The following is a 25,127-nucleotide window of genomic DNA, read 5'->3' as shown; positions in this document are numbered from 1 at the left end:
TCACAGCTGCGTCACACCTCCGTCCGCGACCAGCTCCGCACCCGTGGTGTAGGTGGCGTCGAAGGCCAGAAACGCTGCCGCCCTGGCGATTTCGTCGGGGGTGCCGAAGCGCCGCATGGGATTGTCGGCGACTCGCTCCGCCTTGAACCGCGCGGCGGCCTCCGCGGTCATCATGATCTCCAGAATTCCCGTGTCGATCGGGCCGGGACTGACCGCGTTGACGCGAACTCCGCGCGGCAGCAGCTCGCGGGCAAGGCTCCGGGCCATCGACCGCAGCGCGGCCTTACCGGCCGCATAGACACTCGTATCCAGCATGCCCATCGCATTCACGTTCGAAGTCGTCAGAACGACTCCGGCGCCTGTGCTCAGCAACGGAGCGAGTTTCTGCACGGTGAAAAAGGCGCCCTTGACATTGATCGCGAATAATTCGTCGTACAGCTCCTCGGTTGTCGATTCGAACGGCGTGACGGTCGCGATTCCGGCGTTCACGAAAAGTGCGTCGATCGTGCCGAATTCGCCTTTTACACGCTCGGTCAGCGCATCCAGGTCCGGCAGCGAGGCCACATCCCCTCGAATGGCCACCGCGTTCTCGCCCAGCCGCTCCCGCGCGGCATCGAGCGTGGCCTGCGAACGACCGGTAATCGCCACTCGCGCTCCGCCGTCCACGAGCAACTTCGCCAGCGCGAACCCCACGCCACTGCCACCACCGGTGATCACCGCGTTCTTGTCGATGTAATTCATCTCAGCCCCTGGGGAATTCGCCGGGTTGCCGATACGTTCTCGATAGTGGTCATGCCACCGGTCCTCTCGAATACGTGAATGTCCGCTCGACGGCAGAAATACGCGCAGCGTGAGAATTTACGGTGCGCATTTCGTCGAGCTGTTTTCACGGTATGTCGGGGAAAGAACCGAAGGCAAAGACGAAAACGCAGCGGACGGCATAGGGAATCCCTATGCCACCCCGGGCCGGCACAGCCGGCGTCCACGTGGCTGCTACTCGAAATCACCTTCGCCGACGAGGCCGAAGGCGAAGCCCTCGCCCACCAACAGGCCAACGTCTCCCTCGACATCGCACGGTGGCAGGCGGCACGCCAAAACAGTGGCCCCGCCTGCCTATAACCGATAGTCGGCTTCGATCACCAACCGACCACCTGAAAACCGCACGATATCGTGCGAGCGTGTCGTCGCGGCACAACCGGCAGGTTCGCGACCATCGCGCTGCCCGACAAACGATGACTCATCGCCACCAAGACCACCCTTGTCGCGGTCGCATTCGGACTCGACCGGTTGTCGACCCGATGGCTGCCCCACGCCGGAATCCTCGTCGCCGTCGCATTGGCAGTCGCGGGCTCGTCAGCGGACCCGCCTTACACGCACTCGTGTTCAGCCCGCACCGACCGTCTCCAACCAATCAGCCCGCACCCAGAGCTAGCGGCACGCCCGACACTTTGCGGGCAGTTCCAGATCCGGCAACAACGCGCGACGCCGGCGGTCTGCACAATAAGTTGCACTTCGTGACCAGCAATAGGTCGACTCAGGATCGGATCCGCGAACGTTGCGGCGTCAGCGAGCAGTTCAGGCAGTTCGTTTTCGCGGGCGACCCGCGACCGCCATTCCGCCCACTTGCGTGATCGCCCCTACGCCACAACGCTTTCCGTTCCGCGGCCAGTGACCGGAAGTTCCGCGGCGCCCCTCGTAGCCAACAGCCTTCGCCGCCGGGTGCGGTCGCTTGGCCGAGATCCGGCCCCTGGACTTGTCGACCCGCTCACGTTCGGCCGCAGCACGATACGTTCCGACCTCTCGGAGAACGGAACCATTCGCTGCGCGATCAGCTTGGCCCAGGCGTGGTGAGCGTATTGGCAGATCTTTGGGAGGAACTTGCCAAGCTATCCACGTAAGATCGCGGGACGTAGACATCGACAGGCAGTCGGCCAGGGATCGGATGCGGTCTTTGGTTGCGACAGAGGGGATCTCCATGCGAATCGTCCATCTGGCAGTGGCCGCCGCGGCACTTGCCGGGAGTGTCATGCTCAGCGGCCCGGCCGCCGCTCAAGCGCCCGCGGCCGGCGGTTGTTACGCCGGAAGCATGCTGAACATGACCTACGGCCCGAGGGACACCGTGACGGGGACGATGTCCAGCTGTGGCAGTCCGCTCCTGCCGGGCGTCAGCGGAGGGCTACTGACATTTTCCTACCCCGGTGTCCCCTTCGCCGGCGTCTTCGTCCCTGTCCCACCGGGAACAGGCAACGTCGCATGGTCCAATGGCCAGCAGAGCGCACTATCGGGGATCTACAACCAGAACGTTGCCGTGAACACCTTCGCCATCACCGGAGGCGCCGCCGCCGGCCACCACTTGGTGGTCAACGAGTCCATAGGCAGGAAGGGCACCGACCGACTGATCTCGGCACTCCTGGCACCCTGACGCACGGCTCGCGCACGATCATGCCCGCCTGCACCATATTTGGGCCGGAAACCCCAGAACCGGGTCGCAAGCGGCGCGCACACGCCCGGGATCTATCTCACTATCCGACAGTCCCGGTGCGGAGACATTGCCAGGATCCATGGGTCAGTGGGCTTCAGACGGGTCTACCAGTGCATGGACCCGCTGTCCGCGGGCTCATGATCCGAGTTCGGTTGTTGTGAGGTTCGCTGTGGCCGGGAACGTTCCCCGCCCGGATGCCACCGTGATCGGACGAACCCGTCATCGAAATCCGGCGCTCCATCCGCCGTCGATTCAGGTGTTCGGACCGGTGCCCCAGGAAGATTCGTCGGACGCCAAGTACCGTCTTCGCCCGGTGCATGATCGAACAATTGCGAATCCCTGTCCGGTCAGCAGGGCCAGTCTGACACCACAGGAACTGTGAGGTATGCGAAACGTAATGCGCCGCAACAGTGCTGGTCGTCTTACGCTATACGTTCCGCCCTTCGAAAGCGGAGTTATGCTCGTTCGCTGCGGGATTCAGCCTGACGCGCATTGACAGATCATTGGGAGTAACCTGCCAAGCTGTCCACGTAAGATCACGAGATGTAGATAGTCGAAAGGCAGTCGCACAGGGATCGGGTGCGGTCTTTGGTTGTGGCAGAAGGGATTTCCATGCGAATCGTCCATCTGGCGGTGGCCGCCGCGGCACTTGTCGGGGGTGTCTTGTTCAGTGGCCCGGCCGCCGCTCAAGCGCCAGCGGCCGGTGGTTGTTACGCCGGAAGCGAGCTGACCATCACGCAAGGCCCGAGAGACACCGAGTCCGGGACGATGTCCAGCTGCGGCAGTCCACTCCTGCCGGGCGTCAGCGGAGGGCTACTGACAATTTACTATTCCCCACTCCCCTTCGCCGGCCTCTTCGGCGTCCCTTACCCACAGGCGACAGGCAACGTCGCATGGTCCAATGGCCAGCAAAGCACCCTGGCAGGGGTGTTCAATACCAACGGTACTGCGACGAATTCCTTTGCCATTACCGGAGGCGCCGCCGCCGGCCACCACTTGGTGGTCACCACCTCCCAAAGCAAGAAGAATATCTACCGACTGGTCTCGGCGCTCCTGGCGCCCTGACGTTCAGCTCGCGCGCGATCGTGCCCGTCCGCACCGCTCGGATGGGGAACCCGAACGCTCGCGAGTCCGTCGCCTCGGTCGACCACCCGCGGCCTGCTGGTGGTCGGCCCGAGTCGAGCTGGCCGTTGTGCCGTGCGTGATTGGTTGCAGGCGAGTGTGATTCGCCTCCCGATCATTCCGGCAACGCTGGCTGGGGGTTGTGGTTGACGCGGAACGTATTCGCGGGGTCGTGGTCGCATTCGATCCGGACGAGCTGCACTCCTGCGCGTATCGGGCTCACCGGGTAGAAATGCTGGTCCGGTCAACCGTTTTCGAAGCTCGGCGACCAGGAAGTCCCCGAACCGACTGGGACCCAAGGAGTACGGCAACGTCTAGGACCGACCGTCCGGTGGGATGACGATGGCCTGCAATGCCTCCCGCAGGTGGCGGGCAGCCTGCGGGTCGAGCGGCGCAAGGAGTTCGCGTTCGGCCTCGTCGCTGGCCTCGATGGCTCGGCGGAGGGTGTCCTGCCCGGTTTCGGTCAGCTCGACCACGTTGCGGCGCCGGTCGTCCACATGCGGATGACGTGACACCAGGCCTTTTCCCTCGAGCGTGTCCAGCACCGCGACCATCGTCGTACGGTCGATGTGCAGCCGCTGCGCCACGTGCAGCTGGGAGGTCGGCTCGCGGCCGGTGAGAACCAGCAACACCCCCAGCTCGCGCCCGTCGATGCCGTATGGCGCCAATGCCCGATCGTTCAGCTCGGCCATCCGCAGCTGGGCGTGCTTGAGCAAGTACCCCAGACGTTTGCTCGTTCCCGGGTCCGACCCGTCGGTTCTAGACACCGCTCGATGTTATCTCTAAACTGATCGTCAGCTGTACTGACGATCAGGGAAACAACAGAGATCATCGTGGTGATCTCACCAGGGAGGCACGCATGGACACGGTGATCTCGGCCGACGGCACCGACATCCCCGTATACGACGAGGGAGAGGGCCCGGTCATCCTGATGGTCCATCCCGGGCTGGACGACGGGACGCGGAGCAAGAAGCTGGCCGCGCTGTTGGCCCGGCGTCATCGGGTGCTTCGCCTGCATCGGCGGCAATACCGGCTGGACCTCAAAGCGGACGGCGCGTCGTGCTCGATCGGCCAAGAGGCCCAGGACGTGCTCGCCGTGGCGCGGGCCGCTGGGGAACCGGTACTGGTCTATGGTCACTCGTCCGGGGGAGTCGTGACGCTCGAGGCTCTGACGTCGGAGGCCTCCCTGTTCGCCGGCGCGGTGATCTTCGAGCCGCCCGCGATGATCGAGTCGCCGGCGGCGGGTGAGGGCGGCGAGATCCTCGCGCGAGCGCGCGCCGCGATCGACGCCGGGCGGCCCGGCCGGGCGATGCGAATCTTCGTCCGGCAGGGTGTCGGGATGCCGGTGTGGCAGGCCACGCTGATGGGCACGGTCGCCGCCTCGGTCGCCCGCCTACGCCGGCTCATACCGTGTCAGATCGATGACTTCGAGGCGATACAGCGACTCGGCGTACGCCTGGACGCCTACGCCCGGATCACCGTGCCGACCGTATTGCTCGGCGGCGATCGCAGCCCGGCGAATCTCGCGGAGCGGCTCGACGCCCTCGGGCAGGTCATGCGGGCCAGCGAACGCGTGATCATGCCCCACCGAGACCACGGCGCCGACCTGCGAGCTCCCGAGGACGTCGCCCGCGTCATCGAGACGCTCGCCGACAAGGTGCTGCGCCGGTAGCCCACTGGGCCGCACGAGCGCGCCACGGCGCCGGACGGCATCACCCGCCACATCTCGACCACGAACTCGAGGAGAAACGCATGCAGTACCGCCCCCTCGGCCGGACCGGCATCAAAGTCAGTCCCTACGCCCTCGGCGCCATGATGTTCGGGGCGATCGGCAACCCCGACCACGACGAGTCGATCCGTATCATTCACAAGGCACTGGACGCGGGAATCAACGTCATCGACACCGCCGACGTCTACTCCCATGGTGAGTCCGAACAGATCGTGGGAAAGGCACTCGAGGGCCGGCGCGACAACGTCGTGCTGGCCACCAAACTGTGCAACCCGATGGGCGCCGATCCCAATCAACGGGGTAACTCACGGCGCTGGATCATGACCGAAGTCGAAAATTCACTGCGCCGCTTGCGAACCGACCACATCGACCTCTACCAAATCCACCGACCGGACCCCGACACCGACATCGAGGAGACACTCTCCGCGCTCTCGGACCTGATCCACAGCGGCAAGGTCCGGGCGATCGGGTCGTCCACGATGCCCGCCTCCGACATCGTCGAGGCCCAATGGGTGGCCCAACAGCGCGGCCTGGAACGGTTCCGAACCGAACAACCGACCTATTCGATCCTCAGCCGTGGCATCGAAACCGAGGTGCTGCCCGTTGCCCAGCGCTACGGAATGGGCATCCTGGCATGGAGCCCGCTCGCGCAGGGAATGCTGACCGGGCGCGTCCGCAAAGGCCGACAGACCGATCTGCGCCGCGCCGCCTATTTCAACCACCTGCGCGACGAGCGCAGGCTCGATGCCGTGGAGCGGCTCATTCCGCTCGCCGAACAGGCGGCCCTGCCGCTCACACACCTCGCGATGGCGTTCGCGGTGGCGCATCCCGGGGTGACCAGTGCGATCATCGGACCGCGCACGATGACGCACCTCGACGACCTGCTCGCCGGTGCCGAGGTCACCCTCACCGACGAGATCCTCGACCGGATCGACGAGATCGTTCCGCCCGGCACCGACGTTGGCACACTGGACATGGCTTACTCGCCCCCACCCCTGCAGCGCCCGAACCTGCGCCGCCGCCCCGTTGACGAACGCGCCGCCGCCTGACAACTGCCTCACCGCTGCAGCGTCCGGAAACAACCGCCGGGCCGATGGCACGAACAGCACTGCCTCGCACGGTGCGGGACACCTGGTCAGCGCAAGGCTTCGGCTTCGGCTTGGATGTCGTAGTCGGTGAGGATGGGTGGCGGGGTGTCGAGCCTTTCTCCTGTGTCCAGTCGTTGTCCGTTGGTTCGGGAGCCTTGTTGGATGAGTGTGGTGCGGGGACGTCGTAGTTGTTCGTAGCGGGTCAGCGCTTCGGGGATGCCGGCGGCGGGGATGTCCCGTGTCAGGGTGGCCAGTGCGATGGCGTCTTCGATGGCTTGGTTGGCTCCTTGCCCCATGTGGGGGAGCATGGCGTGTGCCGCGTCGCCCAGAAGTGTGAGGCGGCCGCGGCTCCAGCGGGGCAGCGGGTCGTGGTCGTAGAGTCCCCATCGGAATGTGGTCTCGATCTGGGCGAGCAGTTCGCTCAGTTTCGGGTCCCAGTCGGCGAATTCGGCGGCGAGTGCGGCGGGAGTGCCGGGGGCGGACCAGGATTCGCGCATCGCGGTATCGGCGGGCAGGAATCCGACGAAGTTGCGCAGTTCGCCCGCGTGGACGGGGAAGGTGAGGAAGTTCTTGCCGGGGCTGTTCCACATGCAGCCGTCGTATCGCGGCCAGCCGGGGATTTTCGCCGCGGGCAGCACTCCGCGGTAGGCGATCCGGCCGGAGAATACCGGCGGCTGCGGTTGCACGACGTGGCGTTGCAGTACCGAATGGATACCGTCCGCGGCGACGACGAGGTCGGCGCTCGCGTGCGCGCCGTTGTCGAAGCTCACGTGTGCCGAGTGTTCGTCCTGGCCGAAGCCGGTGCATCGATGACCGCTGTGGACGACGCCGTCGGGAAGGGCCGCGGCGAGTATCTCGACGAGATCGGGGCGATACATGCCCGCCGTACCGCGGGGGCCCATGTCCTGCTGGCGCAGGATCGTTCCCTCGGGGCCACGGACCCAGAGTTTGTCGACCGGCGCTGCGAGCCGGGACAGTTCCGGCTCGAGACCGAGCCGCCCCAGCACCCGCAGGCTGGAGGGTATCAGCGCTACGCCGGCCCCGACCTCGCCCAGCTCGGCGGCCTGCTCGAATACCTCGACCTGCGCACCGACCGATCGCAACGCCACGGCAGCGGTGAGGCCGCCGATTCCCGCCCCCACGACCACCACACGGACAGATGTCATGGAAATCTCCTTACCTCAACCGGTTTCGCGTTCCCGGACGACCTGCGACGCGAGGCGCCCGGTGCGGTGGCCGGGACGACGCAGATTCGCCGGTGAACTCCTGATCGTCAGTGGCTGGTCTTGCGGCGGAAGGACACAATCGCCGCCGGTACCGCGACGACCAGGATCACGATCGACCAGATGAGCGAGGCGGGGATCGGGTGTTGCATGGGCCAGGCGCCGATGGTGCGGGATGGGTTGGGGTTGCCCCAGAGTGTGCGGGTGGCGGCCACGACCGAACTGACGGGATTCCAGTCGGTGATCGCTCGGAGCCAGCCGGGCATGTTCGCGGTGGGGACGATCGCGTTGGAGACGAAGGTCACCGGGAGCAGCATGATGAGTCCGAACGAGGCGGCGGTTTCGGGATTGTCGGCGTTCAGGCCCAGGCAGGCCGATATCCAGGAGACCGCGTAGGAGAACAGCAGCATCAGCAAGAATCCCGCGATGACCGAGGCGACACCGGTTTCGGGGCGCCACCCCAGAGCCAGGCCGGTCAGCGCGACGATGAGGGCGCACAGCACCGCGGTGAGCAGGTCGGCCAGTGATCGGCCAACCAGGATGGCCGAACGCCACATGGGCAGGGTGCGGAAGCGATCCATCATGCCCTCGTGCAGATCGGTGCTCAGCCCGACCGCGGTGCCGGTGGTGGAGCTGACGAGATTCAGCGCCAGAACACCGGCCAGGACGTAGTCGACGTAGCGTCCGCCGCCGGGAATCGGGATGCCGCTGCCGAAGATGTAGACGAACAGCAGGGTGAATACCAGCGGCTGGATGGTCACGTCCGACAGCTGCATCGGCGCGCGGGAGATGTGGATCAGGTTGCGGCGGGTCATGGCCCAGGTGTGCCACAGTGCGGCGGTCACGGCGGACGACGAGCGCCGCGGCTCCAGACCGGTCGTCGGGGTGGCGGTCGCGGTGGCGGTCATGCCCGTACCTCCAGGTCGTGGTCCGCACCGGCGTGGCGCGGCGCTGGGCCGCCGTCGGTGTCGGGGGTGTGCGTGCCGGTGAGGGCGAGGAATACGTCGTCGAGGGAGGGGCGCCGTACCTCGATGTTGTCCACCATGGCTCCGGCTTCGTCCAAGGCGCGCACGAGAGCGCTGGCCAAGCCCGAGGTGGCCTCCACGCTCGCGCTCAGATGCCGCGGGTCCTCGCCGGTGTGCACGGGCCCGTTGACCAGCGGGGTGATGGCGTCGACCGCGCCCGGGTGGGGTTCGGTGAGGGTGAGTTCGACGTGCGCGGTGCCGCTGGCCGCCTTGAGTTCCTGTGCGGTTCCCTCGGCGATCACGGCGCCGTGGTCGACCACGACGATGCGGTCGGCCAGGGCGTCGGCCTCCTCGAGGTATTGCGTGGTCAGCAGGACCGTCACCCCCTCCTTTCGCAGCGCGCCGATCGCGTCCCACGTGCGCTGACGTCCCGTGGGGTCCAGGCCGGTGGTCGGTTCGTCCAGGAACAGCACCGGCGGGCGCGTCATCAGCGAGGCCGCGATGTCCAGGCGGCGGCGCATGCCGCCGGAGTAGCCCTTGGACACCCGGTCCGCGGCCTGGGCGAGGTCGAACTCCTCGAGCAGTTCAGCCGCCCGGGTGCGGGACGCGGCGCGGCCCATCCCCGAGAGCTCGCCGATGATCAGGAGATTCTGGCGTCCGGTCAGCAGCGGGTCGAGAGTGGCCTCCTGGCCGGCGACGCCGATGTGGCGGCGCACCCGCTGGGGGTGGGCGACCACGTCGATACCGGCCACGGTGGCCCGCCCGGAGTCGGGCCGGGCCAGAGTGGTCAGGATCCGTACCGCGGTGGTTTTACCGGCCCCGTTCGGGCCCAGCAGGCCCAGGATCGTGCCGGCGGGTACGGAGAAGTCGACACCGGCCAACGCCTGTGTGCGTCCGTACCGTTTGCTCAGGCCCTCGGCCTGGATCATCGTTCCTGCATGGTCCTCGTCCATGTGGATCACCTCATTCGGTGGTATCGGGTGCAGGTGGTGCTGTGGCCAGGCAATACACGACTTCGTCCATGAGCCGCAAGGCGTAACGGGTATCGGGCAGCTCGCCGGTGTTCACCAACTCCTGCAGGGCCAGCGCCGGGAACAGCCCGGCCAGCAGGTCCAGGTCGTGGCCCTCGGGCATCTCGCCTCGGGCCACCGCACGTTCGAACACCGTCCGGAATCCCGCCATCCGCGGCGCGATGAACCTGTTTCCGAACACCTGCCGTAATTCGCCGTCGTGGGCCAGGGCGTTGACCATGCCGATCGTGATCCGGGCCCCGAAGTGGCCCTCCGCGCTGGTGATCGACTCCGCCAGCGCCCGCAGGTCCTGGCGCAGCGATCCGGTGTCGGCGATCTCGGGGTCGCCCTTGAGGCCGTTCAGCGCGTCGACGACGAGTTCGGCCTTGCCCGGCCAGCGCCGGTAGATCGTGGTCTTGGCCGCACCTGTTCGCGCGGCCACCGCCTCCATCGTTAGCCGGTCGTACCCCACCTCGGCCAACAACGCCAGCGCTGCCTCACGGAAAACCGGATCACGCGAGCTGTCCAGGGGACGACCACCCCGCGATCGGACAACCTCGATATCGGCGCCCCGGACGACTCGGCTCACGCTGACTTGCTCCTTCCAACTGTGTTCGCTGCCGGCCGCCTTGCTCGACTGGTCTCGCCTGCTGAACTCGGCCCCGTATTTCCGCTACGAAGTCGTTTCGCTACGCTAGTGTAGCGCTATTGCGGTTGGCTGACTCGATATCGGGTAACTGCCGTGTCATACCGATCCACCTGCGCCGACAGCCCCATTCAGAAGGGAACTAGAGCCGTGAACAAGACAGAGTTGTTGAACCTCTACCGGAAGAATTGGCCTCGGGTGGCCGCAGTGCAGGCGATGGCGCTGGGCGGAGTGAGCCTGCTGGCCGGGCGCAAATCGCAGACCAATCTGCGCGCCCTGTCGGTGATGAACGCCATGACGATGTGCGCACACCAGTACGAGGAGTACGTCGACCCCGGCTACTTCCCCGGCATGGTCAACGTCGGCATCTTCCACAGCGACCAGCCGAAGAACTACCCGTTCAACGCGCACTCGGCGATGTGCGCCAACATTTCCTTCCGCGCCCTCTACGTGCCGCCGTTGCTGTTTCCGAAGGTCAAATGGCTGGGCCTGCCGCCAGTCCTGCTGGGTATCGTGCAAGCGTTCGCCCACGGCGCTCTCGCGCCCGCCATGATGCACACCAGGTACTCCCCCGGCGCGCTGACCGCGGCGCTGCTGCACCTCCCGATCGGCATCAACTACCTGTCGGCGTTGCGCGCCCAGGGCCCGATCGACCGCAGCGACTGGCTCAAAACCCTTGGCGTCCTGGCCTTTTTCGGTGCTGTCGGGGTGGCGTTGCCCAACGTGCGCGGCGCGGACAAGGAAAGCCCGTACGAATTCACCGATCACCAACTGGGCCCCTTCGCCGCATCGCAGCCGTCGGATCAGAAGCTGTGACGGACGACGCGCAGCAGTCCGGCCCGTCGATCGCCACGATGCCACGCGGCGGCCACCAGGCGTCCTGGCTGGATCGCCGATTGCAGACCGACGAACTCGAGTATCTGGACCGCGACGACGCGCCCGACGAGGTCAAGCAGAACATCATCGGGATGCTCGACCGGCTGGGCGCCCGGATGAATCTGCACGAGCAGAACGCGCGCATCGCGCTGGACGTGGTCTCCGACATCCCCGACCCGCGGATCCTGGAACTGGGCGCCGGACACGGCAAACTGTCGGGGAAGATCCTCGATCTGCATTCGAGCGCGACCGTCACCATCAGCGACCTCGACCCGACATCGGTGAACGCCATCGCGACGGGCGAACTGGGCAACCATCCCCGCGCACGCACCCAGCGCATCGACGCCACCGCGATCGACGCCGCCGACGACAGCTACGACCTGGTGGTGTTCGCGCAGGCGTTCCATCACCTGCCCCCAACGACCGCCGCCCGCGCGATCGCCGAAGCCACCCGCGTGGGCTCCCGATTTCTCGTCATCGACCTGCAACGACTCCCATCCTGGGCGTTGCTGGCCTTCTCGGTCCTGCGCCAGCCGCTGCGACTGGCGGTGCTGCCCTCGGCCTCACTGCGGCCGTTGCTGCACGACGGCTACATCAGCGCGCTGCGCGCCTACAGCCGCACCGCGCTGGAAACCCTCGCCGACGCCGCCGGCCCAGCCATACGAACCCGATTCCTGCCCTCACCACCCGGGCCGGGACCGCGATCGTTCACCGCCGTGTTCTCCCGCCAGGACCCCTCACATTCCCAGTGACCCACCGAATCGCAGCCGAATACCCCCACTCAGCACTCGATCGAGCGAGGGATTCACACGACACGCAACAGCTGGGGCCTGTCCGCCGGCGTCGGAGCCACCGCCACGACGGTCGCGGCGGTGAGGGCAGCAGCCACCAGAAGGGCGGTGGTGATCGACGACCCGTTCGCCGAGCCGCTGGTACGCGCGGTGGGTGTGGACTTTTTCTCCGCGCGGTACCGGCCCGCAACCTCCTGACGCCCCACCGGACGTCTCCGACGTAGCAGAAAGGCATGCCATGATCGCGATCACCGCCGCCGCGGGTACCACCGGGCGGCACATACTGCGCGCGCTGTGCTCCGAAGGCTTCGCAGTACGTGCGCTGATCCACTCCGACGAACACTCGGACACCGTGCGCGCCGAAGGCGCCCGCGAGGCCGTCGTCGCCGATATGACCCACCCGGACGAATTACCCGCCGCACTCGCGGGCTGCAGCGCGGTCGTACACGTCGGCCCACCGATGCACCCCCGCGAAATCACCATGGGGCACAACGTCATCGATGCCGCCGCACGCGTGGGTATCGAACACTTCGTGCTGATGTCGGTGACCCACCCACAGCTCGAACCGCTGCTCAACCACCAATCCAAACTCGCCGCCGAACGCTACCTGCTCGCCTCCCGGCTCCCGTTCACCATCCTGCAACCCATGCACTACATGCAGAACGTGCACGTGCGCGACTGCATCGCGACCGGCAGGTTCACCCAACCGTTCTCACTGGACCGGCCGCTGTCGTTCGTCGACCTCACCGATGTCGGCGCGGTCGCCGCCACAGTCCTGTCCGATCCGCAGCAACACCGCTGGGCCACCTACGAACTCTGTGGCGCCGACATCCTCACCGGCCACGAAGTCGCGACAATCCTCACCGATGTCACAGGCACGCCGATCCGTGCCGAACAAGTGTCCGTCACCGGCATGCTCGGCGACCACGCGCCCGACTACACCATCGACGGATTCACCCGGCTCGCCAACCATTACGACCGCTACGGCATCCTCGGCAACCCCAACGTCCTGCGCTGGCTGCTGAACCGTGAACCCACCACGTTCACGCAGTACGCCCGCGACCAACTCCACTGAGCATCTGGCTCCCGCCCCGCTGACCGGTTTCCCGACCCGCTCTTCTTGACTGCTGATCAAGAAGTTCGTACTGCGGCATCACTTCGTTACATGTCGCGCATCCACGCTCCGACGCTCCTGTGCGTCTGCGACCGGGATCGGGCCGCACGCTACCCCGGCGGATTGGTGGGCGCGGGGCCCGACTGCTATGGCGAGAGCCCGATTCTGGACAGGAAGGTCATCGCGTTCTCGGGGGTCGCGAAATAGACATTGTCGGTCTGTAGGACCAACCCACTGTCGACGTCTCCGTAGTCGAATCCCCATTGGCCGGGTGTGAGTCCCTCACTGGCGCAGAGCACGGCACTTGCGTCAGGGGTGATCCGGCATTGCGAATCGCCCATCTCGCTGGGGATATCGGCCGCGAAGTCCGCGTCCTTCCAGGCGAACAAGACGACGTGATCTGGGTTGTCGCGGTATTCGAGAGTGCTCGAGATGAGGCCCTGCAGCAAGGGGGAACTGTCCGGAACGAGGCAGGTCACCGTGACCGAGTCACTCACGTCCGGCCCGTTCGAGGAGCAACTGGAGTTGTCGCGTAGTGCCTGCGGGAGCAAATCGGTGATCTCGGAGGGGGTTCGAGCGTTCGGAGTGTCCTTTTTCCGGTGAAGCTGGATCGCGGGCGTCGACGAGGCTGTGCTGGGCGGCGTGGTGGATATCGGGGACAGGGAGTGCATCCGGCCCGAGCCGGAAGGAAATATCTCGATGTGGCGGCCGGTGGCGAAGGCCAGCATTCCTCCGTCGGGGCTGAATGCCACATCCCGGAATCCGGATGCGGTACAGGCGCTGCAAGCCGAATCCGTTGTGTTGTCATGTCGTTGGACGTTCCACAGCAGCCTGTGGTCGTCGGTCGCCGCGGCCAGGGAGGAGCCGTCCGCGCTGAATGCCACGGTTTTCACGGACGCCGATTGCGCGCTGGTGAGCCGGGTGTCCTCATGATGGGTGGAGGTGTTCCAGAGCAGCACGGAGCCCCGGGAAGCGCCCACGGCGAGCAGGTGGTCGTCCGGATTGAATGCGATGCTGCCGAAGGGCTGGTCACCGTTGTCGATCATCCAGCCGCTCAACAGGTTTCGACCGTCGATCCGCCAGGCGACCACCCGGCTCCGGTGATCGTTGCCGACCGGCGGCGGATCGAGCGTCGCGGCGACGAGCCGTCCGTTGTGGCTGATGGCGATGCTGTCGATGCTCGCGGCGCCGGGCACCGCGGCCTGTGCCGCGAGCGTCCGGTCGCCGATGTTCCAGAGTGCGAGGGCCCCATGGCCCGCCGTCGCGAGCGTGGCGCCGTCGGGGCTGACGGCCAGGCCGAGCTGCCCGGTGACGCCGTCGTCGATCGTTCCGAGAGGCTGTCCGGTCGAATAGTCCCACAGTTGTATCGAGCTGTGGTCCTGGCATTCGAATCGCGCGGCGAGAACGTGTGCCCGCGAGCTGAGCGCGAAATTTCCGACGGCACAGTCGGCGTGCGTGGTGTCGCGTTTTCCCAACTCCGCCTGGAATGTTGCCAGGAGCCGACGGCCCGTGGTGTCCCACTCGTCGATCGAACCGGCGCTACCGATCGCGAACAGCGTGCCCCCGGATCCGAATTCGGCGCGATCGAAGTCGGTCAGGGTCCAGGACACAGTGCCGCGCGAATCGGGCCGCGCGCTGCTATGTGTAATACACAGCGCCGCAACGGTTGTCGCGATCATAATCGTCACCGCGACGAGCGATCCGAGGCAGATCCGTTTCCTCCCGGAAGAGCCCGGCGCGGTCATCGCAGACGGATGATGTCGATGACGCCGTCTTGCCGGACCATGGCCAGCAGCCTGTTGTCCGATGTATATGCGACGTCCCCGGTGTACGCGCACTTCTTCGCGCACCCCGGGGTCTTGGCGGCAATGAACTGTTGGGAACGCGATTCCCACAGCAGCGCGATGCCGTCGTAGGTGACGCCGGTGACGGTACGGCCGTCCGGGCTCATCGCCGCGGTGCTGACGGCGGCGAACCTCAGCGTCGCGGGCCCGGTCAGCTTGGTGGGCGGACGATTTCCGGCGGCGTCCGCGAGCAGAATGCTGTTGTCGTCGACCGCGACGGCGAGCGTGCGATCCTCGGGACCGAACGCGACCGCGTTGACGTCGCCGGCCCCGGTATCGATGGTGGAATCCATTTTTCCGCTGGCGACCTCCCAGATCTCCACGACCGCTTGCCGATCCGCGTTGTAGACGATGGCCAGATGCCGCCGGTCGTGACTGAGGTCGAAGGTGTTGACGGCACGGTCGAGGCCGAATGTCGTCTGGGCCAGGACCTGTCCGGTCGAGACATCCCACGTGGCGAGGGCGGATTGCAATCCGTACTGGCCGAACACGACTCCGAAGCCGATCAGCCGACGAGAGTCGGCGCTGAAATAGAGGCCGTCGGGATCCATGGTCGCCTCCAGGCCGTCCGGGAGTCCGGTCGGAAAGGTGTCGACCAGCTTCCGGGTCCGCAGGTCCCAGATGTCCACGGCGCTATAGCTATTGCCCCACCGGCCGCTGACCGCGAGGGTGCGGCCGTCCGGGCTGAACGCGGCCTGCCGGTAGCTGTGGTCGTCCATGCAGTCGTCCTGGTCCTGCAGGCAGTCGTGCCGCTGGTCGGGACAGCTCACGTCACCGTCCGAGCAGGCGTCGAGAGTGGTGATCGGCTGGTGGGTGCGCACATCCCACAGTTCGACGGTGTCATCCACCAGCAGGACCAGCGTGTGACCGTCGGGCCCGAACAGGGCGCGGGAAATGCGGCCGTCCGCATCCTGCAACGTCCAGTCGAGGTGTCCGGTCCGCACGTTCCACAGTTCCACGGTCTTGGTGGTGACGGGCGCCGGTGTCGGGCCGTCCGGGACCTGAATGCTGTCGGTGACGAGCGTGATCAGGGATCGGCCATCGGGGCTGAAGGCCGCGTCGGCGACGCCCGCGTTCGGATCGTTGAACTTCGACCTCAGTTGCAGGGCAATATGGTTCGGTGCAGCAAGCGCGTCCGCGACAAGCCCGAGCAGCACCGCCGCGATCGCGGCGATCGACACTGCCGCGCGCACCGCGCGAATCATCGTGGCGGCTCGTCGGGGAAGGTCAGCCGGAGCCATTGCGCGGGGTCCTCGGCGTTCATCACCTCTGTTCCGGAGTAGACCGCCCGATAGCCGGGAGCGATGGACGTCAGTCGAAACGGTTGCGCGCCATCGCGAATCGTCAGCTCGGTCGTCTTGCCGTCCTGCACCACGCTCAGGACGAGTTCCCATTCGTAGGAGCCGAACGCCTGTGCCGGTGTCGGCCACTGTCGACTCACCTTGGCGCTCACGTCGATCACCATCTGCTCGCCACGGTTGAGTGTCAGATTGTGCACCGCGAAATACGGTTTCGCCGTCGGCGAGCATCCCGGTTGGTTCGGATCCGCCGTCATCAGGTCCGGCGCCGGGTCGGACAGGTACAGACAGCCGTTAACGTTGGTGTTCTCGCCCGCCGACGCGACCGAGATAAGCGTCCCCGCAACGGGTTTCGACTGGTTGAGCACGCGGGCCCGCAGATCGGTGATAACGGCGGGCCGACTGCGCCGCCCCTCGAGAATCAGCTTCACCTCGAATGTCCCGACCGGCACCGCGTCAGGGTGCTGCGCCGCCAGATCTCGCAGGGGGAGCGCGTCTCCCGCCAATGTGCCCGGAAGCGCGAACAGGCCGGGCGTCGTCAGCGGAGGGTCGTGTTGCACGACCACCTCGAGTGGGGAGCCCGAGCTGATCGTGTCGGTGATGGTGGGCCCGTAGAAGTTGATGAGCAGCGGGATGACACCACCGACCACCCCGGCCGCCACGAGGCCCACCAATGCCTTGCCCGGCGTGGACAAGGACGAGAACGAGCGCTTCCACCCCTTCGCCGGTGCAGGGCCGGACAGATCTCCCGGGGCCGTGCCCCCCGGTGGCGGGGGTGGAGGAGAACCAGCGGAGCTTTCGGGCACCACCGCGCTCGCCGCAGCAGGGGAGCCCGACGATGGAGGTTCGGGATACGCTGGCGAGTTTGCCGGCGGCACGCCTACCTGCGGTGTTGGGGTTTCAGAGGGCTTGTGTAAGCGACCTGCCACGTGAACTGCGCGCCGTCTGGGCTCGTGGTTCCCGGCCACCGAAACACCACCCCCTCACCATGTTTCGGCGCAAGATTATCAGGTTGCAGGATCAACCGGTCGGAATTCGGCGCAGGTCGTAGCCACGTCGTCAGGTCGAGCGCCGTGTCACGCGCGGCACGCGGCGAATCGGTCCGGCAACGGCACGGTGCTATCCGTCGTGGTCCAGGATGGTCATTTTCTCCTCCAGAGTGGCGGGGACCTCGTGGATGTCGGCGGTGATGCCCGCCTCGGTGAGCACGGCCCGGATCTTGTCGGTTTCGGTGTCGGCGAGGCGGACTCGGCGACCGGCCAGGGTCACCGGGAGCCCGGCGGCGGACAGGGCGGTGAAGGCGGCGGACCAGTCGTCGCAGCCGACCTGGGTGGCGGTGGTGTCGCCGATGATGTCGGTCTCGCTACCGGTTGCGACCTCGCGCCCGTGTGACATCAGCATCAGCCGGTCGCATTGCTCGGCTTCCTGCATGTAGTGGGTGGTGACCAGGATGCCGGTGCCGCCGTCGGCCTGCTCGTGCACGGTGTCCCACAGGCGTGCCCGCGAGAGCGGATCGACGCCGGAGGTGGGTTCGTCGAGGATGAGCAGGCGGGGGTGGTGAGCCAGGGCGATGGTGAAAGCGAGCTGGCGTTGCAGGCCCAGACCGATGTCGCCGACGAGGTGATCGCGAGCGGCCTCGAGCGCGGCGGGCAGCGGCGGGTGCGGGTCGGCTCGGAAGGCAGTGGCGGCGAAGGTGATGTTCTCCTGGACGGTCATCGTGGACCACAGGCCCAGACCCTGTGGCACGTAACCGAGTTGGGCACGGGTGGCGCGCGAGGGAGTCCGTCCGAACATCGCCACGGTTCCCGAAGTCGGCGGGGTGAGCCCGAGCAGCATTTTGATCAGGGTGGTCTTGCCCGCGCCGTTGGCGCCGAGCAGGCCGACGATCTCCCCGGGGGCCACCGACAGCGACACCTGGTCGACGGCGGTGAAGGAGCCGTACCGTTTGGTCGCGTCGGCGGCCTGGGCCAGTGGCTGCGTGGATGCGCCGGTCATCGGTCTGCCCCTGCGGGAGTGCGGTCGGCGAGGGTGGTGGCGATCACGCAGTCCTCCATGTCCGGGACGAACGGGCTCTCGTGCGCGGCCGGCGGTCCGGCGTGCCAGGAGTGCGTGCTGCGGCCGCGCCGCCAGGACAGGGCCGGATCACCGGCAGGCGCGTCGCCCGTCGTGATGGTCCCGGGAGTGTCGGCGATCACCTGCTCGGGTGTGCCCGAGGCCAGCGCACGCCCGGAGTCCAGTACCAGAACCGTCGAGGCGCGTTCGGCTTCGTCGAGATAGGTGGTGGCCATCGCGACCGCCGCACCGTCGACAGCGGCCTGAGAGATCAACCGCCACAGGTCGATTCGGCTCACCGGGTCGACGCCGGTACTGGGCTCGTCGAGCACCAGCAGTAGCGGCCGATGCAGCATGGCCAGGCAGAACGACAGCTTCTGACGCATACCGCCCGACAGCGCGCCGGCGAGCCGGGCGCCCACGGTGTCGAGTCCGGCCGCGGCCAGCAGGGTATCGCGTCGGTCGCGCAACGCCTCGCCTCGCAAACCATAAGCGGCGCCGACGAATTCGATATTCTCATCGACCGTCAAATCCTGCCAGACACCGGCCGCGCCGGTGGGCATGAACGCACACTCCCGTTGCGGTGGTGCGGCGATCGCGCCGCTCGCGGTGCGCACACCGCCGATGAGCGAGCGCAGCAAGGTCGTCTTACCTGCCCCGTCGCCGCCGACCACCATGCTCACCTCGCCGCGCGGCACCGTGAAGCTCACCCCGTCGAGTGCAGCGTTCGCGCCGTAACGCACCGTCAGATCATATGCGCCCCAAGCACGTTCGGCCGACTCTGTCGGCTGCGCCGCGCTCATGCCTGTGCCGCACTGGCGCTGGGCTCGGGCGCCGCGGCGGCTGGCATGTTCGGCGCCAGATCGCGGCGGAACCGCGCCACCGCCGCGGAGAACACGACCACGGCCATCACAGCGAGGATCAGCAGTGACAGCCACAGCGACGACACCGTGGCTCCGCGCAGCATCACACCGATCGAGATCTTGGCGAACCAGGTCAACGGCAGCACATAGGCGATCCAGCGCACTCCCGCGGCCATCGACGACAGCGGGAAGATCATGCCGGACAACAGGATCTGCGGCATCATCACCATCATCGCGAGCTGCATCGCCTGCCCCTGATTCTGCGACACCGTGGAGATGAACACGCCGATACCGAGCACGACGAACAGGAACAGCGCCGCACCGACCACGAATACCAGGACGTTCCCGGCGAACGGCACTCCGAACAGCAACACCCCGAGCACCGTGACGATCAGCATGTCCAGCGCGGCCAGCAGAAAGTACGGAATGATCTTGCCCGCGATGACATCCGAGGGCCGGAAGGGCATCACCGCCAGCTGCTCCAACGTGCCCGACTGACGTTCACGCACCAGCCCGAGCGAGGTGATGATGGTGCCGATGAAGGCCAGGATCAGCCCAATGATCGCCGGAACCATCACCCACGAGGTCTTCAGCTGCGGATTGAACAGCACCTCCGGCTTCATAGCGCCACCCGAGCGGCCCACCACCGCCACTGCCTGCTGCGCGGCGAACAGGTTCGCCCCGTTGATCATCGCCGTCGCTGGGCTTGCACCGGCGCCGGTGACGATCACGACGTCCGCCTTGTCGTCGCGCAGCGCGTCGTGTCCCTGCCGCTCTCCCGCGCCCGGGTCCACCTTGGTCACCTCGAACATCGCGGGCAGCTTCCCCGCGACCTGGCTGGCCTGCGGCCCCACCACCTCGGTGTGCAGCGACTTGACGTTGAAACTGGCGGCATAACCGAACACCACGAGCAGAACCAGCGGCAACATGATGATCAGCGCCATCGTGCGCCTGTCTCGCCGCAGCTCGAGGAATTCCTTCAATACCATCGCCCACATCGCGAAACTCCCGTTCCCGCACTCGTGACACAGCGGCCACACAACCGGCGACCCTGTAGTGAATGGCCTGCCCTACACCGTCTGCGCCGGGCATGAGCAGGACTATAAGCCGCAGCCGAGCGATATTCAACAACCGATGATTTATTAGGATCGTGTCCATGCCACGAAAGGAATCGCCTACCGCCGCGCCCCGGCGGCGCGGGCGACCACGCGCTTCCGGCAAGACCGATACCCGCCGGCGGATCCTCGACGCCGCCCGCGAGCAGTTCGCCACATACGGATACGCGGCCACGACCATCCGCGCGATCGCCGCAGCGGCCGGAGTCGACCCTGCTCTCGTGCACCACTTCTACGGCGCCAAAGCAGACCTGTTCACCGCGTCCATGCAATTGCCCGAAGATTTCGTGCGCAGCGTGTCACATCTGTTGCTCGATACCAGCCAGTCGGCGGTCGGCGAACGCCTGACCCGGTTCTTCCTGAACCTCTGGGAAAACTCGGACACCCGCCGCCAACTGCGGATGACCGTCAGCTCCGGGCTGACCGACGGCCAAGCCACCACAGCATTGCGCGAATTCGTCACCGCCGAAATCCTGAACCCCGTCGTCGTCGCCTCCGACCGCCAGGACGCCGCATTGCGCCTGCCACTGGCGGTATCTCACCTGATCGGACTCGCCATGGGACGCTACATACTCGAGATCGAACCGCTCGCCCACGCCGATGTCGACACCCTCGTCGCCTGGGTAGCCCCCACCATCGAGCACTACCTCACCGGCGAATCACCCACCAGATGACCATCGGCACAAGGCAGATAGCGGAACCCACGTGCAGTCATCACCTCACCACCCGCAGCGAGTATTACCAGTGGGTCGGCGACAAGGACGACTACTCTGCGGCTGTCCTGACTGGCCAACAGAATGAGTTCGCCTGCGGCATCGACACTTCGACGATGTGGTCTGAGGAAGCCGACTTGGCCGGCAACCGTAGCGTGCCCGTGGCCTCGAAAGCTCCGCCGGAAAAGCCTGGCCGCTGCTCCCAGTGCAACGCCCATCTGGATTGCGTCACTGGGCTTCTGGACGGTCACACGGTGTCGATCGGCGAAGGCTCCATGTTCGGAGTCGGTGTGGAGCCGACGAAGATCGGCGCCTACTGCAACCGAATCGGGCGGCGACAGTCCACGGTCCGAATCATGTTGTCCTGCTGTCGACGTCCCGCCTGGGGGACTCCACTCGCAGCATCGGTCGTCCGCCGGGATCACTGAAAACCGAACGTTCATTCTTGACAGCGCTCCGCCGCGGTTTGTAAGCTCGGGCTCGAAAAAGAACGAATGTTCTGTTGGAACAGTGGTGGCCACCGGCTGATCCGTGATCGATGCCCGACCCGAGAGGCAATTGACGTGATCGAAACCTGGGGCTTCTACATCTTCAGCACCGACGACGCGGCACTACGGGAATTACCCACACCGGAGCAGACCCAGGCAGCCTACGACCAGTATCTGGAACTCTGGACGAAGTGCGAACAGTTCGGTTTCGACGGAATCGCTTTCGCCGAGCACCATTTCAATCCCATCAACCTGTCGCCGTCGACGCACCTGCTGGTGGCGGCGGTGGCGGCCCGGACCGAGCGTCTGCGCTTCACCACGCTCGGCAGCGTGCTCGCGATGCACGACGCCCGCCGATATGTCGAGGAAGTCGGGATGCTCGACTACATCACGCAGGGCCGGTTCGAGCCCGGGATCGCCCCCGGCGCCGGGGATCGCGAAGCCGTGATGGCCGGTTTCGCCTCCGAAGACGTCCGGCCTCGCTACTACAGCGGCGCGGAGCTGCTCGGCAAAGCGGCCGAAAACCCTTGCGTCACACACCAGGACAAGTTCTACAATCTGGACCGGGTGCCGATCATCCCACCGATGCGGCCCGAGACCGAACGATCGACATGGGTCACCGTCATGTCCCCGAGTTCGGCGGCCTGGACCGGGCAACGCGGATACAAGATGTGCACGGCCTGGTTGCCGACACCGGTCGCCGCCCAGCTCGCCGAGCACTATCGCGCGGCCGCGGAGACCGCCGGCCATGCGGCAGACCCGAGCAGACTGGGGATACGGCGGCGGGTGTTCGTAGCCGACTCCGACGCCGAGGCGCAGGAGAAGTGCGAAGCCAGCGCCGACAGAGTCGCCGCGCTGGCCGGCCAGGCCTTCGAGACCCAGGACCCCAACGTACGCAGCTGGATGTCGCATCCGGACGATTTCGCCATCGGATCCCCGAAGACCGTGGCCGAGAAGCTGATCGAACAGTGCCGGGCCGGCGGTTACGGGGCGGTGATGACCTTCCCCGACTTCGCCTGGTTCGAGCACGAGGACCTGCTGCGCTCACACGAGCTCATCGGCGGCGAGGTCGCGCCGATACTACGCTCGGCCGCAGTCGATTCCGCGGCAGCGATCTGAGGAGGAACACCGATGACTACCGCACGCACAGACACCGAAACCGTGGTCTACGCACGACACGACGAGACCGAGCTCTCCCTGGACATCTTCCGGCCCCAGCACGAAAACCGCCACTGCGCCATCGCGCTGCTGCACGGTGGAGGATGGCGCGCGGGCTCGAAGGAAGCCGTCCATCCCCGAGCGCAAGCCCTTGCGGCACAGGGGTTCACGGCCGTCACCGTGCAGTACCGCCTGCTCGGCGCCGCTCCCTGGCCGGCGCAACTCGAGGACGCGATCACGGCCTGCGTCTGGATCCGTGACAACGCTGCCGCACTCGACATCGACCCCGCCGCACTTGTCGTACAAGGCCACTCGGCCGGAGCACATATCGCCTTGATGACCGGCACCCTCGACGCCGAGATGCGGCCCGCCGCGATCGTCGCCTACTACCCCGCGATCGGCTTCCACCCCGTCGCGCCGCCGCCTCCGCCGAGTGATCCGAGCGTCCCCCAGCTTCCGCCTCTTCCCCTCGAGATCGACGAACTCGGCCGGATACCCGGCTGGATGCTGTTCCCGCCCGGCACCCCGCAGGACGAACTGGACGCGGCGAGCCCGATCATGCTGCTGCACAAGGACTTCCCACCCACCGTCATCCACCACGCCACCGCGGACAAGCTGTCCGGCATCCACTCCAGCATCACTCTGCATCGCAATCTCCTCGAACTGGGCGTCTCCAGCGAACTGCACATCTACGCCGACCGTGATCACGAATTCGACCGGGCACCGTCCATGACGGCGACGACCGTCCAGGCGACCACCTCGTTCCTCGAACGCCTCGTCACACGCCGCAGGGAAAGCGAGGCCGAAGCCCAGCGGTTCGGCTTCCCGCCCGCCGACGTTCACTGAATCCCGCCCGCCCGCGTCCCCGACGAGTCTCGAGAATGAACGTTCGATTTAAGGTGGACGGATGCCCCGCGTAACCGAGGAGTACCGCGCTACCCGGCGTGCCGAAATCCTGCACGCCGCGGCACACTGCTTTGTTCGTGGCGGATTCCACTCCACGTCGATGGCCGACATCATCCGCGAGTCGGGCCTGTCCGCCGGCACGATGTACCTGTATTTCCGCAGCAAGGAAGAAATCATCGGCGCCGTCGCGGAGCAGACACTGCACACCGCCGACGAGATCTTCGCCGACCTGTTGGCCGATGGAGCCGCTCCGGCGCCGGCCGAGGTGCTCGCCGTGCTCGTCGAGCGCGTCGGCGAACTGAGGCTCGCGGGTTCGGATTCGGCGGTAGACCTCAGCCCGCTGACCGTGCAGGTCTGGGGCGAGGCCATCCGCAACCGCGAACTGGGCGCCCGGGTCAACGATGCCTACCTCCGGCTCCGCGCACACTGGACCGAGGTCGCGCGCCGCTGGCGCGACGCCGGCAACCTGCATCCCGACGCGGTGCCCGAACAAATCGGCACAGTCCTGCTCGGCTTGGTGGAGGGATTCCTGATCCAACACGTGCTGATATCCGACACCACGACGCAGGACTACGTGGCAGGCGCGCAGGCTCTACTGTCCCCTGCCAGAACGGAAATCAGGAAGCCGTCCGCGCGCAGGACCCGCCGGGGCGAGACCGCTCAGTAAGGTTGGGCGGTTGCCGACTGTCTCGGCTTTCGGCCGCAGCGGCAGACTGCGCACTTCCCGCACAGGCGTACGCTGGTCGCTACCTTGTGGCTGCTCCGGACCCTGGTGGTCGAATCAAGGCGGTAGGTTCGGTTCCGCGATTCCCAGGGAGTTCATCATGGTCGACTCTGTCGAAGGTCCCCCTACGCCTTTGGATTTCGAACAGATTCGCTCCGACGGGCTCGATGGCGAGCATGAACTATCCAGTGGAACAGCGGAATTCGTCATACACGCGGATCGGCTGGCGCGGGATCTGCGCGGCGTGACGGTACGACTGAATATGTTGCGCGAGGCGCTCGATCGCGACGGGGCCGACCCGGACCGGGTGCGGGCCACCACCGCCGCGGTCGGGGAGACTGTCCAGAACCTGGATCGATTGCTTCGCGAGGCCGGTCTGACCATGCTCATGGTGGTAAGCGCGTGGTACGGCGCCGACTGAAATCAGCAACGGATTCGGCGATCAGTACGTTTCGCCCTGCCCTCGGGAGGACAGCAGCACGACCAGGGCTGCCTCGTTGATCAGTCGATCGAGGTCGGCACGGACGTCGACGATCGCCGTGCGAGTCGCCCCGGGATCGGCCGCGCCGGAGTGATCGATCACGGCCTGCAGCCTGTTCAGCCGTAGCCCGACGTCGAACACGCTCCGCACCAGCCGATCGCTGGCGATCACGAATTGCCTTGTTTCGGTGCTATTTTCGTTGAAGGGGGACAGTGTCACCGCTGTTGTGCGGGCACCGCGCAGAGTGCGGCTCATAGATGGGCTGCTCCGATCTGGTCTCGTCGCTCCGGTTCGACTACCGAGGTCTGGAGCAGCCGGAAGCGCTACATACATTCTACCGCCAGGCACCTAGAATGAAACTACCGGCCGGCCTTGTTGCTTCCGCGGCAATGGTTTTCGGGTGAGCCGCTGAGCCGCGGTCCCGACGTACACACCGGGA

Annotated in this window: 26 protein-coding genes and 1 pseudogene; 14 read left to right on the top strand and 13 right to left on the bottom strand. The window is 66.3% G+C overall.

Translation table 11 applies throughout. The features are described 5' to 3' along the window. Positions 1-741, bottom strand: coding sequence for an SDR family oxidoreductase (locus tag JZ791_RS19905; protein ID WP_216896664.1), 741 nt, complete (start codon positions 739-741; stop codon positions 1-3). A gap of 1,234 nt (positions 742-1,975) precedes the next feature. Between JZ791_RS19905 and JZ791_RS19900 the strand changes: the two genes are divergently transcribed. Next, positions 1,976-2,422, top strand: a complete 447-nt coding sequence (locus JZ791_RS19900) for a hypothetical protein (RefSeq protein WP_216896663.1) — start codon at positions 1,976-1,978, stop codon at positions 2,420-2,422. Positions 2,423-3,094: 672 nt separating this feature from the next. Further along, complete coding sequence (locus JZ791_RS19895; protein WP_216896662.1) at positions 3,095-3,547, top strand: hypothetical protein; 453 nt, start codon at positions 3,095-3,097, stop codon at positions 3,545-3,547. Between the two features lie 371 nt (positions 3,548-3,918). Here the strand turns inward: JZ791_RS19895 and JZ791_RS19890 are convergent, their stop codons facing one another. Beyond that, positions 3,919-4,371: a MarR family winged helix-turn-helix transcriptional regulator gene (locus tag JZ791_RS19890; RefSeq protein ID WP_216896661.1), complete on the bottom strand. Its 453-nt coding sequence runs from the start codon at positions 4,369-4,371 to the stop codon at positions 3,919-3,921. 92 nt (positions 4,372-4,463) lie between these two features. Here JZ791_RS19890 and JZ791_RS19885 point away from each other — a divergent pair, with 92 nt between their 5' ends. Both JZ791_RS19885 and JZ791_RS19880 read left to right on the top strand, forming a co-directional pair. Continuing rightward, entirely contained in the window at positions 4,464-5,276 is an 813-nt protein-coding gene (locus JZ791_RS19885) for an alpha/beta fold hydrolase (protein ID WP_216896660.1), read from the top strand. A gap of 80 nt (positions 5,277-5,356) precedes the next feature. Further along, entirely contained in the window at positions 5,357-6,382 is a 1,026-nt protein-coding gene (locus JZ791_RS19880) for an aldo/keto reductase (protein ID WP_216896659.1), read from the top strand. An 86-nt stretch (positions 6,383-6,468) separates the two neighbouring features. On the opposite strand, the gene JZ791_RS19875 is transcribed toward JZ791_RS19880, so the two are convergent. The 4 genes from JZ791_RS19875 to JZ791_RS19860 all read right to left on the bottom strand — a co-directional run bounded on the left by JZ791_RS19875 (position 6,469) and on the right by JZ791_RS19860 (position 10,208). Beyond that, on the bottom strand, positions 6,469-7,587 hold the full coding sequence (locus JZ791_RS19875) for an FAD-dependent monooxygenase (protein ID WP_216896658.1): 1,119 nt from the start codon (positions 7,585-7,587) through the stop codon (positions 6,469-6,471). Between the two features lie 107 nt (positions 7,588-7,694). Continuing rightward, a complete protein-coding gene (locus JZ791_RS19870; protein WP_216896657.1) occupies positions 7,695-8,552 on the bottom strand; it encodes an ABC transporter permease in 858 nt (285 codons plus the stop codon). After that, a complete protein-coding gene (locus tag JZ791_RS19865) occupies positions 8,549-9,562 on the bottom strand; it encodes an ATP-binding cassette domain-containing protein (protein ID WP_254205985.1) in 1,014 nt (337 codons plus the stop codon). The genes JZ791_RS19870 and JZ791_RS19865 overlap by 4 nt, the downstream gene beginning before the upstream one ends. A gap of 10 nt (positions 9,563-9,572) precedes the next feature. Then, a complete protein-coding gene (locus JZ791_RS19860) occupies positions 9,573-10,208 on the bottom strand; it encodes a TetR/AcrR family transcriptional regulator (protein WP_216896656.1) in 636 nt (211 codons plus the stop codon). Positions 10,209-10,415: 207 nt separating this feature from the next. On the opposite strand from JZ791_RS19860, the gene JZ791_RS19855 reads away from it, so the two are divergent. The 4 genes and pseudogenes from JZ791_RS19855 to JZ791_RS19840 all read left to right on the top strand — a co-directional run bounded on the left by JZ791_RS19855 (position 10,416) and on the right by JZ791_RS19840 (position 13,007). Further along, the gene (locus tag JZ791_RS19855) at positions 10,416-11,081 is read left to right on the top strand and encodes an HXXEE domain-containing protein (protein ID WP_216896655.1); all 666 of its coding nucleotides are present in this window, start codon (positions 10,416-10,418) and stop codon (positions 11,079-11,081) included. A 38-nt stretch (positions 11,082-11,119) separates the two neighbouring features. Further along, on the top strand, positions 11,120-11,893 hold the full coding sequence (locus tag JZ791_RS19850; protein WP_216896676.1) for a class I SAM-dependent methyltransferase: 774 nt from the start codon (positions 11,120-11,122) through the stop codon (positions 11,891-11,893). Between the two features lie 51 nt (positions 11,894-11,944). Next, positions 11,945-12,103 (top strand): annotated as a pseudogene (locus JZ791_RS19845) (class I SAM-dependent methyltransferase); the annotation flags it as partial. Between the two features lie 67 nt (positions 12,104-12,170). After that, on the top strand, positions 12,171-13,007 hold the full coding sequence (locus JZ791_RS19840; RefSeq protein ID WP_216896654.1) for an NmrA family NAD(P)-binding protein: 837 nt from the start codon (positions 12,171-12,173) through the stop codon (positions 13,005-13,007). 185 nt (positions 13,008-13,192) lie between these two features. Here the strand turns inward: JZ791_RS19840 and JZ791_RS19835 are convergent, their stop codons facing one another. From JZ791_RS19835 to JZ791_RS19810, 6 genes are all read right to left on the bottom strand, one after another. After that, positions 13,193-14,725, bottom strand: coding sequence for a WD40 repeat domain-containing protein (locus JZ791_RS19835; protein ID WP_216896653.1), 1,533 nt, complete (start codon positions 14,723-14,725; stop codon positions 13,193-13,195). Between the two features lie 62 nt (positions 14,726-14,787). After that, a complete protein-coding gene (locus JZ791_RS19830) occupies positions 14,788-16,083 on the bottom strand; it encodes a WD40 repeat domain-containing protein (protein WP_216896652.1) in 1,296 nt (431 codons plus the stop codon). Between the two features lie 8 nt (positions 16,084-16,091). Further along, positions 16,092-16,883: a hypothetical protein gene (locus JZ791_RS19825; protein WP_216896651.1), complete on the bottom strand. Its 792-nt coding sequence runs from the start codon at positions 16,881-16,883 to the stop codon at positions 16,092-16,094. 424 nt (positions 16,884-17,307) lie between these two features. Further along, positions 17,308-18,183, bottom strand: a complete 876-nt coding sequence (locus tag JZ791_RS19820; protein WP_216896650.1) for an ABC transporter ATP-binding protein — start codon at positions 18,181-18,183, stop codon at positions 17,308-17,310. Further along, on the bottom strand, positions 18,180-18,983 hold the full coding sequence (locus JZ791_RS19815) for an ABC transporter ATP-binding protein (protein WP_308162997.1): 804 nt from the start codon (positions 18,981-18,983) through the stop codon (positions 18,180-18,182). The genes JZ791_RS19820 and JZ791_RS19815 overlap by 4 nt, the downstream gene beginning before the upstream one ends. Positions 18,984-19,039: 56 nt before the next feature. Next, complete coding sequence (locus tag JZ791_RS19810; RefSeq protein WP_216896648.1) at positions 19,040-20,101, bottom strand: ABC transporter permease; 1,062 nt, start codon at positions 20,099-20,101, stop codon at positions 19,040-19,042. A gap of 158 nt (positions 20,102-20,259) precedes the next feature. Here JZ791_RS19810 and JZ791_RS19805 point away from each other — a divergent pair, with 158 nt between their 5' ends. The 6 genes from JZ791_RS19805 to JZ791_RS19780 all read left to right on the top strand — a co-directional run bounded on the left by JZ791_RS19805 (position 20,260) and on the right by JZ791_RS19780 (position 24,628). Further along, entirely contained in the window at positions 20,260-20,892 is a 633-nt protein-coding gene (locus JZ791_RS19805) for a TetR/AcrR family transcriptional regulator (RefSeq protein ID WP_216896647.1), read from the top strand. Then, the gene (locus tag JZ791_RS19800; RefSeq protein WP_216896646.1) at positions 20,889-21,359 is read left to right on the top strand and encodes a hypothetical protein; all 471 of its coding nucleotides are present in this window, start codon (positions 20,889-20,891) and stop codon (positions 21,357-21,359) included. Before JZ791_RS19805 ends, JZ791_RS19800 begins: the two co-directional genes overlap by 4 nt. 135 nt (positions 21,360-21,494) lie before the next feature. Next, positions 21,495-22,538: an LLM class flavin-dependent oxidoreductase gene (locus tag JZ791_RS19795; protein ID WP_216896645.1), complete on the top strand. Its 1,044-nt coding sequence runs from the start codon at positions 21,495-21,497 to the stop codon at positions 22,536-22,538. Between the two features lie 12 nt (positions 22,539-22,550). Further along, positions 22,551-23,423 (top strand): alpha/beta hydrolase, encoded by an 873-nt coding sequence (locus JZ791_RS19790; RefSeq protein WP_216896644.1) that lies wholly within the window; start codon positions 22,551-22,553, stop codon positions 23,421-23,423. A 61-nt stretch (positions 23,424-23,484) separates the two neighbouring features. Beyond that, entirely contained in the window at positions 23,485-24,150 is a 666-nt protein-coding gene (locus JZ791_RS19785) for a TetR/AcrR family transcriptional regulator (protein ID WP_216896643.1), read from the top strand. 157 nt (positions 24,151-24,307) lie between these two features. Then, positions 24,308-24,628 carry a hypothetical protein gene (locus tag JZ791_RS19780; RefSeq protein WP_216896642.1) on the top strand — a complete coding sequence of 107 codons (321 nt, stop codon included), beginning with the start codon at positions 24,308-24,310 and terminating at the stop codon, positions 24,626-24,628. 21 nt (positions 24,629-24,649) lie between these two features. Here the strand turns inward: JZ791_RS19780 and JZ791_RS19775 are convergent, their stop codons facing one another. Beyond that, positions 24,650-24,943, bottom strand: coding sequence for a hypothetical protein (locus JZ791_RS19775; protein WP_216896641.1), 294 nt, complete (start codon positions 24,941-24,943; stop codon positions 24,650-24,652). Positions 24,944-25,127 lie beyond the last annotated feature (184 nt).

Source organism: Nocardia alni (assembly GCF_019038435.1).
Lineage (GTDB): Bacteria > Actinomycetota > Actinomycetes > Mycobacteriales > Mycobacteriaceae > Nocardia > Nocardia alni.
Note: the sequence above shows the minus strand (reverse complement) of the source record. Positions and strands in the feature narration are given on the sequence as shown.